The sequence below is a fragment of the Streptomyces chromofuscus genome, from assembly GCF_015160875.1.
In the GTDB taxonomy this organism is placed as follows: domain Bacteria; phylum Actinomycetota; class Actinomycetes; order Streptomycetales; family Streptomycetaceae; genus Streptomyces; species Streptomyces chromofuscus.
On sequence record NZ_CP063374.1, the window covers coordinates 6,024,093 to 6,038,298 of the forward strand.

Annotated in this window: 4 protein-coding genes, 1 tRNA gene and 2 rRNA genes; 6 read left to right on the top strand and 1 reads right to left on the bottom strand. The window is 66.6% G+C overall.

What is annotated here, in order from left to right:
• Window positions 1-291 precede the first annotated feature (291 nt).
• The 4 genes from IPT68_RS27255 (at window position 292) to IPT68_RS27270 (ending at window position 4,548) form a co-directional block, all read left to right on the top strand.
• Window positions 292-3,405: ribosomal RNA gene (locus IPT68_RS27255) — 23S ribosomal RNA — on the top strand.
• Between the two features lie 81 nt (window positions 3,406-3,486).
• Window positions 3,487-3,603: ribosomal RNA gene (gene rrf, locus IPT68_RS27260) — 5S ribosomal RNA — on the top strand.
• A gap of 113 nt (window positions 3,604-3,716) precedes the next feature.
• On the top strand, window positions 3,717-4,379 hold the full coding sequence (locus IPT68_RS27265) for a DegT/DnrJ/EryC1/StrS family aminotransferase (protein ID WP_189702188.1): 663 nt from the start codon (window positions 3,717-3,719) through the stop codon (window positions 4,377-4,379).
• A gap of 96 nt (window positions 4,380-4,475) precedes the next feature.
• Window positions 4,476-4,548, top strand: a tRNA-Thr gene (locus tag IPT68_RS27270).
• Between the two features lie 47 nt (window positions 4,549-4,595).
• Here the strand turns inward: IPT68_RS27270 and IPT68_RS27275 are convergent.
• Window positions 4,596-7,358, bottom strand: coding sequence for a SpoIIE family protein phosphatase (locus IPT68_RS27275; RefSeq protein WP_194074016.1), 2,763 nt, complete (start codon window positions 7,356-7,358; stop codon window positions 4,596-4,598).
• 404 nt (window positions 7,359-7,762) lie between these two features.
• On the opposite strand from IPT68_RS27275, the gene IPT68_RS27280 reads away from it, so the two are divergent.
• The gene (locus IPT68_RS27280; protein ID WP_189702185.1) at window positions 7,763-13,207 is read left to right on the top strand and encodes a HAMP domain-containing protein; all 5,445 of its coding nucleotides are present in this window, start codon (window positions 7,763-7,765) and stop codon (window positions 13,205-13,207) included.
• A gap of 239 nt (window positions 13,208-13,446) precedes the next feature.
• A complete protein-coding gene (locus tag IPT68_RS27285; protein WP_189702184.1) occupies window positions 13,447-14,124 on the top strand; it encodes a response regulator in 678 nt (225 codons plus the stop codon).
• Window positions 14,125-14,206: the final 82 nt, after the last annotated feature.

The following is a 14,206-nucleotide window of genomic DNA, read 5'->3' on the forward strand; positions in this document are numbered from 1 at the left end:
CTTCGGGACGAGGTCAGAGGCCAGTACATCGGCGAGTGTCTGATGCTGGTTGCTCATGGGTGGAACGTTGACTACTCGGCCAGGTTCTGGGTCGGAGGCTGCTAGTACTGCTCTTCGGAGCGTGGAACGCATGATCTCCGGACAGAGACTGGTCGGGCACGCTGTTGGGTGTCTGAAGGTACGGCCGCATGGTCGCCTTCAGTGCCGGCCCCAGTGAACTTCGGGTTGTACCCGGGGGTGATGGGTGGTTGGTCGTTGTTTGAGAACTGCACAGTGGACGCGAGCATCTGTGGCCAAGTTTTTAAGGGCGCACGGTGGATGCCTTGGCACCAGGAACCGATGAAGGACGTGGGAGGCCGCGATAGTCCCCGGGGAGTCGTCAACCAGGCTTTGATCCGGGGGTTTCCGAATGGGGAAACCCGGCAGTCGTCATGGGCTGTCACCTACTGCTGAACACATAGGCAGTGTGGAGGGAACGCGGGGAAGTGAAACATCTCAGTACCCGCAGGAAGAGAAAACAACCGTGATTCCGGGAGTAGTGGCGAGCGAAACTGGATGAGGCCAAACCGTATGTGTGTGAGACCCGGCAGGGGTTGCGCATGCGGGGTTGTGGGATCTCTCTTTCACGGTCTGCCGGCCGTGGGACGAGTCAGAAACCGTTGATGTAGGCGAAGGACATGCGAAAGGTCCGGCGTAGAGGTAAGACCCCGTAGTCGAAACGTCAGCGGCTCGTTTGAGAGACACCCAAGTAGCACGGGGCCCGAGAAATCCCGTGTGAATCTGGCGGGACCACCCGCTAAGCCTAAATATTCCCTGGTGACCGATAGCGGATAGTACCGTGAGGGAATGGTGAAAAGTACCCCGGGAGGGGAGTGAAATAGTACCTGAAACCGTGTGCCTACAAGCCGTGGGAGCGTCGGATGCAGCTTGCTGTATCTCGTGACTGCGTGCCTTTTGAAGAATGAGCCTGCGAGTTTGCGGTGTGTTGCGAGGTTAACCCGGGTGGGGTAGCCGTAGCGAAAGCGAGTCCGAATAGGGCGTTTCAGTAGCATGCTCAAGACCCGAAGCGGAGTGATCTAGCCATGGGCAGGTTGAAGCGGAGGTAAGACTTCGTGGAGGACCGAACCCACCAGGGTTGAAAACCTGGGGGATGACCTGTGGTTAGGGGTGAAAGGCCAATCAAACTCCGTGATAGCTGGTTCTCCCCGAAATGCATTTAGGTGCAGCGTCGTGTGTTTCTTGCCGGAGGTAGAGCACTGGATAGGCGATGGGCCCTACCGGGTTACTGACCTTAGCCAAACTCCGAATGCCGGTAAGTGAGAGCGCGGCAGTGAGACTGTGGGGGATAAGCTCCATGGTCGAGAGAAACAGCCCAGAGCATCGACTAAGGCCCCTAAGCGTACGCTAAGTGGGAAAGGATGTGGAGTCGCACAGACAACCAGGAGGTTGGCTTAGAAGCAGCCACCCTTGAAAGAGTGCGTAATAGCTCACTGGTCTAGTGATTCCGCGCCGACAATGTAGCGGGGCTCAAGCGTACCGCCGAAGTCGTGTCATTGCAGCATGAGGGCCAACGCCTGCTGTGATGGGTAGGGGAGCGTCGTCTGCCGGGTGAAGCAGCCGTGTAAGCGAGTTGTGGACGGTTGACGAGTGAGAATGCAGGCATGAGTAGCGATACAAACGTGAGAAACGTTTGCGCCGATTGACTAAGGGTTCCTGGGTCAAGCTGATCTGCCCAGGGTAAGTCGGGACCTAAGGCGAGGCCGACAGGCGTAGTCGATGGATAACCGGTTGATATTCCGGTACCCGCTGTGAAGCGTCAAACATTGAATCCAGTGATGCTAAGGCCGTGAAGCCGCCCTGGAGCCTTCGGGTGAAGGGGAGTGGTGGAGCCGCCGGCCCAAGTTGGTAGTAGGTGAGTGATGGGGTGACGCAGGAAGGTAGTCCATCCCGGGCGGTGGTTGTCCCGGGGTAAGGGTGTAGGCCGTGCGACAGGTAAATCCGTCGTACTTGTGGCTGAGACCTGATGCCGAGCCGATTGTGGTGAAGTGGATGATCCTATGCTGTCGAGAAAAGCCTCTAGCGAGTTTCATGGCGGCCCGTACCCTAAACCGACTCAGGTGGTCAGGTAGAGAATACCGAGGCGTTCGGGTGAACTATGGTTAAGGAACTCGGCAAAATGCCCCCGTAACTTCGGGAGAAGGGGGGCCACGCCTGGTGAGAGTACTTGCTGCTCGAGCTGGGGGTGGCCGCAGAGACCAGCGAGAAGCGACTGTTTACTAAAAACACAGGTCCGTGCGAAGCCGTAAGGCGATGTATACGGACTGACGCCTGCCCAGTGCTGGAACGTTAAGGGGACCGGTTAGCTCCATTTCGGTGGGGCGAAGCTGAGAACTTAAGCGCCAGTAAACGGCGGTGGTAACTATAACCATCCTAAGGTAGCGAAATTCCTTGTCGGGTAAGTTCCGACCTGCACGAATGGCGTAACGACTTCTCGACTGTCTCAACCATAGGCCCGGTGAAATTGCACTACGAGTAAAGATGCTCGTTTCGCGCAGCAGGACGGAAAGACCCCGGGACCTTTACTACAGTTTGATATTGGTGTTCGGTTCGGCTTGTGTAGGATAGCTGGGAGACTTTGAAGCGGCCACGCCAGTGGTTGTGGAGTCGTCGTTGAAATACCAGTCTGGTCGTGCTGGATGTCTAACCTGGGTCCGTGATCCGGATCAGGGACAGTGTCTGATGGGTAGTTTAACTGGGGCGGTTGCCTCCTAAAGGGTAACGGAGGCGCCCAAAGGTTCCCTCAGCCTGGTTGGCAATCAGGTGTTGAGTGTAAGTGCACAAGGGAGCTTGACTGTGAGACCGACGGGTCGAGCAGGGACGAAAGTCGGGACTAGTGATCCGGCGGTGGCTTGTGGAAGCGCCGTCGCTCAACGGATAAAAGGTACCCCGGGGATAACAGGCTGATCTTCCCCAAGAGTCCATATCGACGGGATGGTTTGGCACCTCGATGTCGGCTCGTCGCATCCTGGGGCTGGAGTCGGTCCCAAGGGTTGGGCTGTTCGCCCATTAAAGCGGTACGCGAGCTGGGTTTAGAACGTCGTGAGACAGTTCGGTCCCTATCCGCTGTGCGCGTAGGAGTCTTGAGAAGGGCTGTCCCTAGTACGAGAGGACCGGGACGGACGAACCTCTGGTGTGCCAGTTGTTCTGCCAAGGGCATGGCTGGTTGGCTACGTTCGGGAGGGATAACCGCTGAAAGCATCTAAGCGGGAAGCCTGCTTCGAGATGAGGACTCCCACCCACTTGATGGGGTAAGGCTCCCAGTAGACGACTGGGTTGATAGGCCGGATATGGAAGCACGGTAACGTGTGGAGTTGACCGGTACTAATAGGCCGAGGGCTTGTCCTCAGTTGCTCGCGTCCACTGTGTTGGTTCTGAAACCACGAACAACCCCGCCCTGATGGGTGGTGCGGTTGTGTTTCATAGTGTTTCGGTGGTCATAGCGTGAGGGAAACGCCCGGTTACATTCCGAACCCGGAAGCTAAGCCTTACAGCGCCGATGGTACTGCAGGGGGGACCCTGTGGGAGAGTAGGACGCCGCCGAACAAATATTGCAGGGTTGGACCCGGAACTTCGGTTTCGGGTCCAACCCTTTTTTGTTCTGCGTCACTTGAAGTTCACGTTGCGCAACCACGATCCGCAGTATGGGTACTGCAGCAATGCTCAGGGCCGCCGGCGTCGGAGTCGGTGACGAGGTCGTCGTGCCGGCCTTCGGCAACGTCGAGGTCTCCGAAGCGGTGACCATGGCGGGGGCACGCCCGGTGTTCGCCGACATCGACCCGGTGTCGTACTGCCTCGACGCGTCCGCGGTCGATGCGGCCATAACTTCGCGTACCGCGGCGGTCGTTGTCGTCCACCGGTTCGGACGGCCGGCGGACGTCGCCGGCCTGCACGCTCTCGGGCAGCGGCACGGGATCCTGGTGCTGCAGCAGGGGGAGTCGGAGGCGCCGTACGACGAGGTCGCGCAGCGTCGGCAGCGGGCCGCGTACCTGGATGCGAAGTTGAAGGGCGTCCTCACGCCGGACGGCGGGGTCGGGCACACCTATCAGCAGTACGTGGTGCGGGTTCCCGGGAACGGGCGGCCGGACCGGGATGCCTTCACACGTGCTGTCCGTGCGCGGGGAGTTGACTGCCGCGTGCCGGTCAAGACGCCGGTGCACCGGCTTCCCGCTTTCCGGCAGTGCGTGTCATTGCCGGAGACCGAGCGGGCCGCCGCGGAGACGCTCGCGCTGCCGATGGACGGTGCTTTGACGAAGCGGGACTTGCAGCGGGTCGTGTCCGCCTGCAATGCGCTCGGGGGACTGTTGCAGCCCGCCTTCTGATCGTTCCGGGCACCGGACGGTCGTGGTTGGGAGCACGGGTCGGTTCGGGGTATGATCTATTCCGTTGCCGCGAGGGAAACCTCGATAAGGTGACCGGCCCCTATAGCTCAGTCGGCAGAGCGTCTCCATGGTAAGGAGAAGGTCAACGGTTCGATTCCGTTTGGGGGCTCCGAAACGAAAAGGCCCCCGCCCACAGGGCGGGGGCCTTTTCGTTTTTCAGGTGTTGGCCAGGCCGTTGTGGAGGCCCGGGACGCGCATCGCCAGGATGGCCATGTCGTCGGAGGGCGCGTCCGAGGCGAAGCGCTCCACGGCGCGCATGATGCGGGCCGCGACAGCGCCCGCGGTGAGGCCCGTACAGGTGGTGAGGACGTCGGCGAGGCCGTCGTCGCCCAGCATGCGGTTGCCCTCGCGGCGCTCGGTGACGCCGTCCGTGACGCACAGGAGGACGTCGCCGGGGTCCAGGGTGACGGTCTGCTCGTAGAGGTCGAGATCCTCCAGGACGCCGAGGAGGGGCTGGGGTTCGGCTGCGGCCTCCACCGTGCCGTCCTGGCGCAGACGCAGGGGGAGCGGGTGGCCGGCGCAGACCACCTTCAGCTCCGCGCTGCCGTCCTCCTGCGGGCGCATCTCGCCGTACAGGAGGGTCAGGAAGCGGCTGCGGGCGCCCTCGTCGAGGATCGCGGAGTTGAGGCGCTGCAGGACCGCCGGGCCGCTGAGTCCTTCGCGGGCGAGCAGGCGCAGGGCGTGCCGGGCGAGGCCGGTGACGGCCGCGGCGTTCGGGCCCGTGCCGCAGACGTCGCCGATGGCGAAGCCGTAGGCGCCGTCACGGATGGGGAAGATGTCGTAGAAGTCGCCGCCGACCTCGTTGCCCTCGCCGGCCGCGCGGTAGATGACCTCGACCTCGACGCCGTCGATCTCGGGGAGTTCGGGCGGCAAGAGGCTGCGCTGGAGGGACTGACTGATGGCCGTGCGCTCCGAGTAGAGGCGGGCGTTGTCCAGGGCCAGGGCGGCTCGGCGGGACAGGTCCTCGGCCAGTTCCAGGATCTCCTGGCGGAAGTGCTCGTCGGTGGGCTTGCCGAGGGTGAGCATGCCGATGACGCGGTTGCGGGCGACCAGGGGCAGGACGACCGTCTCGCCGCCGACCGCGGACGCCGTCGCCAGCGTCGTACCGATGCCGGAGCTGACCGTGGCGGGTTCGCCGAGGCCCAGGCTGCGCATGGAGGTGCGCAGGGCGGCCTGGTGGGCGGCTTCCGCCGGGGCCGACCAGACGCGGGCGCCGGGGGTGGGCACCGGGTCGGGCGGGGAGATCTTCGAGAGCAACGACTTGATGCCGTCGATGAGTTCCTCGTCCTCGTGCAGCACGTACGACAGGTACGGCTCCGAGGCCTGGTCGGCGATCGTGTAGACCGCGCACCAGGTGGCCAGCGTCGGGACCGTCATCTGGGCCATCAGGGCGAGCGTCTGGTCGCGGTCCAGGGTGCCGGCGAGCAGGTCGGAGGCCTCGACGAGGAAGCTGAGGGAGCCGCGGCGCAGCCGTTCGAGTTCGCCGAGGCGGGCCGACTCGACGGCCAGGGCGATGCGGTCGGCGGCGAACTGCAGGCGCAGCGCCTCCTCGTTGGAGTATCTGCCGGGAGCCTCCGCGGCGACGCCGAGGGAGCCGGTGAGGCGGCCCTCCACCTTGAGCGGGACCGTGACGACCGAGCGCATGCCCGTGCCGTTGAGCAGCGGTACGGCGCCGGGGACGGCGGTGAGGTCGTCGTGGACGGCCGGCATGCGGGCGGAGCCGTAGCGGCCGGGGCCCGCCTCGACGGGGACGCGGGCGAACCGCTGGCGGGCGGAGGGCAGGCCCGTGGAGGCGCGGACCTCCAGTTCCGTCTCGTCGTCGGTGGCGAGGAGCAGGAACGCGGAGTCGCCGTCGAGCATGTCGCGAGCGCGTTCGACCGTGCGCTGGAGGAGGCCGTCGAGGTCGTCCGGGGCGGGGGAGCCGATGAACACCTCGAAGGGGTCGGTGCTCTGGCCCTCGGAGGCGGTGGCCGTGTCGGGCGCGGTGATGCGGACCGGCGTTTGCAGGACGGCCCGTTCGTGGTCGCGGACGAGCAGGCAGACGGTGGAGGGCTCGCCGGCGGTGTCGCGGACGCGCAGGTGGGAGGCGTACACCGGTACGACCCGGCCGCCGGCGTCCCGGATGCCGTAGCTGCCTTCCCAGCGCGACAGTTGCAGCGCCTCGGCGATGCCGGTGCTGGTGCCGGGGGTGTGGGGCCAGGCGGCGAGGTCGGTGAGGGGTTTGCCGGTGACCTGTTCGCCCGGGTAGCCGAAGAGTTCCTCGGCGTCCTCGTTCCAGGCGGTGATGGAGCCGCTGCGGTCGATCTGGATGACGGCGACGCGGACGCGGCCGTCGGCCATCGGGAGCAGGTCGGCAGGGAGGGACGGGCCGGCGGTGCGGGTGCCGACGGCCCGCTCGGGGAGGTCCAGTTGGAACCAGACCTGCTTGTGCGTGGGCGTGTACTCCACGCCCCAGCGTCCGGCCAGGGCCGCGCACAGTTGAAGACCGCGGCCGCCCTCGCGGTCGGGGCTGCCCATGTTGACGGCGGAACCCTGGAGGGGGACCTCGCGCTCCGGGTAGTGGTCGGCGACCTCGATGCGGACGCCGCCGTCCAGGCGCAGGCACAGGACGTCGGCGGTGGTGCCCGCGTGCACGACGGCGTTGGTGACCAGCTCGCTGGTGAGCACCACGGCGTCGTCGACGATGTCGGCGTGGCCCCAGCCCTGGAGCGTGTCGCGGACGAAGGAGCGTGCGGAGGCGACCGAGCGCCCGACGGGCTCGAAGCTGGCGGCCGCGCGCGCGGTGATCACGGAACTCCTCGACCTGCTCTCGTCGTGCTGGGCTGCGGCGCCGACCGGCTCGCGTCGCGTCTGCGACGGGAGGCCGCTCGTCGGCCGGGGGTCCGGGGGCTGTTCCCCCGGGATCAGTCCGGTGGTCATGTGTGCGGCCGCCCCTCCGATGCCCGCTCGTTCTCGTGCCACCGCCCAGGCCGGACGGAACCGGTGCGGCTGGACAGCCGCATGCAAGGTTACTTACCTTCGCGGTTCATGCGGATGCCGGTCTGCAGTGTTTCCGTCCGGAGGGTGTGCGGACGATGTGCGAAGCTGCCGAACTGTTATGGCCTGGTTCAGCCGGGGTGAAACACTGGGCAGGCTTCTTGTGGAGGCTCCGGACAAGGCGAATGCGACGCGCGTGCGACGGGCAGCAGCCCCTGGTGCGGTCCGGTTCCTCCTGGTGGGATTGACGGCTGGTACCACCCGGCGCGGATACGCAGGAGCATCCCGGCGCCGGACGGTGGCAGCCGAGCACAGCAGTAATGGTCGACCCCTGCGGGAGGGACACAGTGGAGTCTGGCGCAGCGACGCGGGGCACGAAGCCGCGCGCGAAGGGCGGACAGTCCCCGCGCAGCCGGAATGGGACCACCGAGGTGGACACGGCCGCCCTGAACCGGCTGCTGGCGGCCCTGGTCTCGATGCGCGACGGCAATTTCCGCAAGCGGCTGACGGTGTCCGGGGACGGCGTGATGGCGGAGATCGCCGCCGTCTTCAACGAGGTCGCCGACCGGAACCTGCACCTGACGGGCGAGCTGTCGCGGGTACGGCGCGTCGTGGGACGCGAGGGAAAGCTCACCGAGCGGCTGGAGACGGGGGCCTGTGAGGGCTCCTGGGCGGCCGCGATCGACGCCTCGAACGCGCTGGTCGACGACCTCGTGTGGCCGGTTTCCGAGGTCAGCCGGGTGCTGTTCGCGGTGGCCGAGGGTGATCTGTCGCCGCGGATGGAGCTGAGGACGAACGCGCCGGACGGGTCCGGGCATCCCCTTCGCGGGGAGTTCCTGAAGGTCGGGCGGACCGTCAACAACCTGGTCGACCAGCTGTCGACGTTCACCGACGAGGTCACGCGCGTGGCCAGTGAGGTGGGCACCGAGGGCAAGCTCGGCGGGCAGGCCCAGGTGCGCGGTATGTCCGGTTCGTGGAAGGACCTGACGGAGTCCGTCAACACGATGGCGTACCGGCTGACCGCCCAGGTGCGGGACATCGCGCTAGTGACGACGGCGGTCGCCAAGGGTGATCTGTCCCGGAAGGTCACGGTTCACGTGGCCGGCGAGATGCTGGAGCTGAAGGAAACCGTCAACACGATGGTGGACCAGCTCTCCGCGTTCTCCTCCGAGGTGACCCGGGTCGCGCGCGAGGTGGGTACCGAGGGCGAGCTGGGCGGCCAGGCGCAGGTGCCCGGGGTGGCCGGTGTGTGGAAGGAGCTCACGGACTCCGTCAACACCATGGCCGGCAACCTCACCGCCCAGGTGCGCGGCATCGCCGAGGTGACCACGGCGGTCGCCAACGGTGATCTGTCGCGCAAGGTGACCGTGCAGGCGCGGGGCGAGGTCGCGCAGCTCGCCGAGACGATCAACCAGATGACGGAGACGCTGCGGATCTTCGCGGACGAGGTCACGCGTGTGGCCAACGAGGTCGGCGCGGAGGGGCGGCTCGGCGGACAGGCGAACGTGCCGGGCGCCGCGGGGACCTGGAAGGACCTGACGGACTCCGTCAACACCGTGTTCCGCAATCTCACCACTCAGGTGCGGGACATCGCGGCCGTGACGACGGCCGTCGCCAATGGTGATCTGTCGCAGAAGGTCACCGTGGACGTGGCCGGCGAGATGCTGGAGCTGAAGAACACCGTCAACGGGATGGTGGACCAGCTGTCCGCCTTCGGTTCCGAGGTCACGCGGGTGGCGCGGGAGATCGGCGACGAGGGCGAGCTGGGCGGCCAGGCGCAGGTGCCGGGCGCCGCGGGGACGTGGAAGGACCTGACGGACTCCGTCAACACGGCGTTCCGCAACCTCACCGGACAGGTGCGCAACATCGCCCAGGTGACGACGGCGGTCGCCAATGGTGATCTGTCGCAGAAGGTCACCGTGGACGTCTCCGGCGAGATGCTGCAACTGAAGAACACCGTGAACACGATGGTGGACCAGCTGTCGTCGTTCGCCGACCAGGTGACGACCATGGCCCGGGAGGTCGGTACCGAGGGGCGGCTCGGTGGGCAGGCGCGCGTGGAGGGCGTCTCCGGGACGTGGAAGGAGCTCACCGACGCCGTCAACTCCATCACGGGCAACCTGACCGCCCAGGTGCGGCAGATCGCCCAGGTGACCACGGCGGTGGCGCGGGGCGACCTGTCGCAGAAGATCACCATGGACGTGCGCGGGGAGATCCTGGAGCTGAAGAACACCGTCAACACGATGGTGGACCAGCTCTCGGCCTTCGCCGACCAGGTGACGCGGGTGGCCCGCGAAGTGGGTACGGAGGGCCGGCTCGGCGGTCAGGCGCAGGTGCCCGGCGTGGCCGGTGTGTGGCGGGACCTGACGGACTCCGTGAACGGCATGGCCGGCAACCTGACGGCTCAGATGCGGCAGATCGCCCAGGTGGCCACGGCGGTGGCGCGGGGTGACCTGTCGCAGAAGATCACGGTGGACGCGCGCGGCGAGATCCTGGAGCTGAAGAACACGCTCAACACGATGGTGGACCAGCTGTCCTCGTTCGCCGAGGAGGTCACGCGCGTGGCCCGTGAGGTGGGCACCGAGGGCAAGCTGGGCGGCCAGGCCGAGGTGCAGGGCGTCTCCGGCACCTGGAAGGACCTCACCCAGTCCGTCAACTTCATGGCGAACAACCTCACCGTGCAGGTGCGCAGCATCGCCCACGTCACCACCGCCGTCGCCAAGGGCGACCTGTCGAAGAAGATCACCGTCGACGCCAAGGGCGAGATCCTGGAGCTCGTCACCACCGTCAACACGATGGTGGACCAGCTGTCGTCCTTCGCCGACCAGGTGACCCGGGTGGCCCGCGAGGTGGGTACCGAGGGCATCCTGGGCGGCCAGGCGCACGTGCCGGGCGTCACGGGCATCTGGAAGGACCTCAGCGACAACGTCAACCTGATGGCGAAGAACCTCACCGTTCAGGTGAGGAACATCTCCCAGGTCGCGATGGCCGTCGCCAACGGCGACCTGACGCGCACGGTGACGATCGAGGCGCGCGGTGAGGTGGCGCAGCTCGCCGACACCTTCAACACGATGGTCAAGACGCTGAGTTCGTTCGCCGAGCAGGTCACCAAGGTGGCCCGTGAGGTGGGCACGGACGGCATCCTCGGCGGTCAGGCGCACGTGCCGGGTGTGGCCGGTACGTGGAAGGACCTCACCGAGTCGGTGAACCAGATGGCGTCCAACCTGACCGGCCAGGTGCGGAACATCGCCATGGTGACGACGGCCATCGCCAAGGGTGACCTGACGAAGAAGATCGACATCGACGCGCGCGGGGAGATCCTCGAACTCAAGACGACCATCAACACGATGGTCGACCAGCTGTCCTCGTTCGCTGAGGAGGTCACGCGCGTGGCCCGTGAGGTGGGTACGGAGGGCCAGCTGGGCGGCCAGGCGCGCGTGCGGGACGTCGACGGCACCTGGCGGGACCTGACGGAGTCCGTGAACGAGATGGCCGGGAACCTCACCCGGCAGGTGCGTGCCATCGCGCGCGTGGCGACCGCGGTGACCCGCGGCGACCTGAACCTGAAGATCGACGTGGACGCCTCCGGCGAGATCCAGGAGCTTCAGGACTACATCAACAAGATGATCGCCAACCTGCGCGACACCACGATCGCCAACAAGGAGCAGGACTGGCTCAAGGGCAACCTCGCCCGGATCTCCGCGCTGATGCAGGGGCGCCGGGACCTGGAGGACGTGGCCTCGCTGATCATGAGCGAGCTGACGCCGGTGGTCTCCGCGCACCACGGGGCGTTCTTCCTGGCGATGCAGCCGGCCGACAGCGCGGGCAACGACGACCCGTACGAGCTGCGGATGCTGGGCTCGTACGGCTATTCGATGGGCTCCATGCCGACCTCGTTCCGCCCCGGTGAGGCGCTGGTCGGCACGGCCGCCCAGGAGAAGCGCACGATCCTGGTGGAGAACGCGCCCAGCGGCTATCTGAAGATCTCCTCCGGGCTCGGCGAGGCGCCGCCCGCGCAGGTGATCGTGCTGCCGGTGCTGTTCGAGGGCAAGGTGCTCGGCGTGATCGAACTGGCCTCGTTCACTCCGTTCACGCAGATCCAGAAGGACTTCCTCAACCAGATCGCCGAGATGATCGCGACCAGCGTCAACACCATCTCCGTCAACACCAAGACGGAGGTGCTGCTGAAGCAGTCGCAGGAGCTGACCGAGCAACTGCGGGAGCGCTCCGCCGAGTTGGAGAACCGGCAGAAGGCCCTGCAGGCGTCCAACGCCGAACTGGAGGAGAAGGCCGAGCTGCTGGCCCAGCAGAACCGCGACATCGAGGTGAAGAACACCGAGATCGAGGAGGCGCGGCAGGTCCTGGAGGAGCGCGCCGAGCAGCTCGCGGTCTCGATGCGCTACAAGAGCGAGTTCCTGGCCAACATGTCGCACGAGCTGCGTACGCCGCTGAACTCGCTGCTCATCCTGGCCAAGCTGCTCGCCGACAACGCGGACGGCAACCTGACGCCCAAGCAGGTCGAGTTCGCCGAGACGATCCACGGGGCCGGCTCCGACCTGCTCCAGCTGATCAACGACATCCTGGACCTGTCGAAGGTCGAGGCGGGCAAGATGGACGTCTCGCCGACGCGCATCGCGCTCGTCCAGCTCGTGGACTACGTGGAGGCCACGTTCCGGCCGCTGACCGCGGAGAAGGGCCTCGACCTGTCGGTACGGGTCTCTCCGGAGCTGCCCGCCACGCTGCACACCGACGAGCAGCGGCTGCTGCAGGTGCTGCGCAACCTGCTGTCGAACGCGGTGAAGTTCACCGACTCGGGCTCGGTGGAGCTGGTCATCCGTCCCGCGCGCGACGACGTGCCGCAGGCCATCCGGGAGCAGCTGCTGGAGGCCGGGTCGCTGACCGACGCGGACGCCGACCTGATCGCGTTCTCGGTGACCGACACCGGCATCGGGATCGCGGCCGGCAAGATGCGGGTGATCTTCGAGGCGTTCAAGCAGGCGGACGGCACGACCAGTCGCAAGTACGGTGGCACGGGCCTCGGCCTGTCCATCTCGCGGGAGATCGCCCAGCTGCTCGGCGGGGAGATCCACGCGCAGAGCGAACCGGGCCGCGGCTCCACGTTCACGCTCTACCTGCCGCTGCACCCCAGCGAGCTGCCTCCGCACGGCTACCAGCAGCCCGCGCCCTCGGCCCCGGCCGCGGAGCGCGCCGAGTGGCCCGAGCTGGCCGAGGCGACGGTCGAGACGCCGGCCGAGGTGAGGTCGTACCACGAGACCCAGAACGGGGCCGCCGCGCTGTTCCGGCGCCGCCGCCGGCACACGCGCGTGGCCGAGCAGCGGGCCCTGCCGCAGGAGCCGTGGCAGGCCGGTGAGGCCGGCGCGGAGGCGGAGGCCCACCCGCGCGCGGGTGTCCGGTTCGGGGGTGAGAAGGTACTGATCGTCGACGACGACATCCGCAACGTCTTCGCGCTCACCAGCGTCCTGGAGCAGCACGGGCTGTCGGTGCTGTACGCCGAGAACGGCCGTGAGGGCATTGAGGTGCTGGAGCAGCACGACAACGTGGCGGTCGTCCTGATGGACATCATGATGCCCGAGATGGACGGCTATGCGACGACCACGGCGATTCGCCGGATGCCGCAGTTCGCCGGACTGCCGATCATTGCGCTGACGGCCAAGGCGATGAAGGGCGACCGGGAGAAGGCGATCGAGTCGGGCGCGTCCGACTATGTGACGAAACCGGTCGATCCCGACCACCTGCTGGCGGTGATGGAGCAGTGGATGCAGGGCGAATGAACAGTGGGTGTCCGTGGGGAGTTGTTGACGGAGAGTGTGCGTAGCTGTGTACAAGTGCGGGATTGGGGGAACCTTCTGGTCCCCCACCGCGTTTCTGCTACGTGCACAGTGACATCGCGGTGACAGGGTGTGGCGACAGGCGGGGTGCGGCTACGATGACCGGCACGAGGATGGGCGGCGCAACGGAGTCGTCCCACGGGGCGGCGCCCGGTGCACTGCCGGGGCGAGGAGGGCGGGCCATGGTGCAGAAGGCCAAGATCCTCCTGGTCGATGACCGGCCGGAGAATCTGCTGGCGCTGGAGGCGATCCTCTCGGCGCTCGATCAGACGCTGGTGCGGGCATCGTCCGGGGAGGAAGCGCTCAAAGCACTGCTCACGGACGACTTCGCGGTCATTCTGCTGGACGTCCAGATGCCGGGAATGGACGGTTTCGAAACCGCCGCGCACATCAAGCGGCGTGAACGGACCCGGGACATCCCGATCATCTTCCTCACCGCGATCAATCACGGCCCGCACCACACCTTCCGTGGCTACGCGGCCGGCGCGGTGGACTACATCTCCAAGCCGTTCGACCCGTGGGTGCTACGGGCGAAGGTCTCCGTGTTCGTCGAGCTGTACATGAAGAACTGCCAGCTCCGCGAGCAGGCGGCACTGCTGCGGCTGCAGTTGGAGGGCGGCGGCAAGGGCGCGGTCGGCGGCAAGGAGTCCGCCGGGTTGCTGGCCGAGCTGTCGGCGCGCCTCGCGGCGGTCGAGGAGCAGGCCGAGGCGCTCTCCAAGCAGCTCGACGACGAGTCCGCGGACGCGGCGGCGGTGGCCACGGCGGCTCATCTGGAGCGCAAGCTCACGGGGTTGCGGCGGGCGCTGGACGCGCTGGAGCCGGGCACCGGCGGCGCCCCCTCGGTGCCGTCGCAGAACTGACCCTTGAGGGCGCCGAGTTGCCCGACCGAGGTCCCGGAGCGGTCACGGAGCCGTCGCACGGTGGGCCCGGGCGTGTCACCTG

Coding starts and splice junctions, on each gene's coding strand:
- IPT68_RS27285 (WP_189702184.1), top strand. CDS start 13,447: ATGGTGCAGAAGGCCAAGATCCTCCTGGTCGATGACCGGCCGGAGAAT.
- IPT68_RS27265 (WP_189702188.1), top strand. CDS start 3,717: ATGCTCAGGGCCGCCGGCGTCGGAGTCGGTGACGAGGTCGTCGTGCCG.
- IPT68_RS27275 (WP_194074016.1), bottom strand. CDS start 7,358: ATGACCACCGGACTGATCCCGGGGGAACAGCCCCCGGACCCCCGGCCG.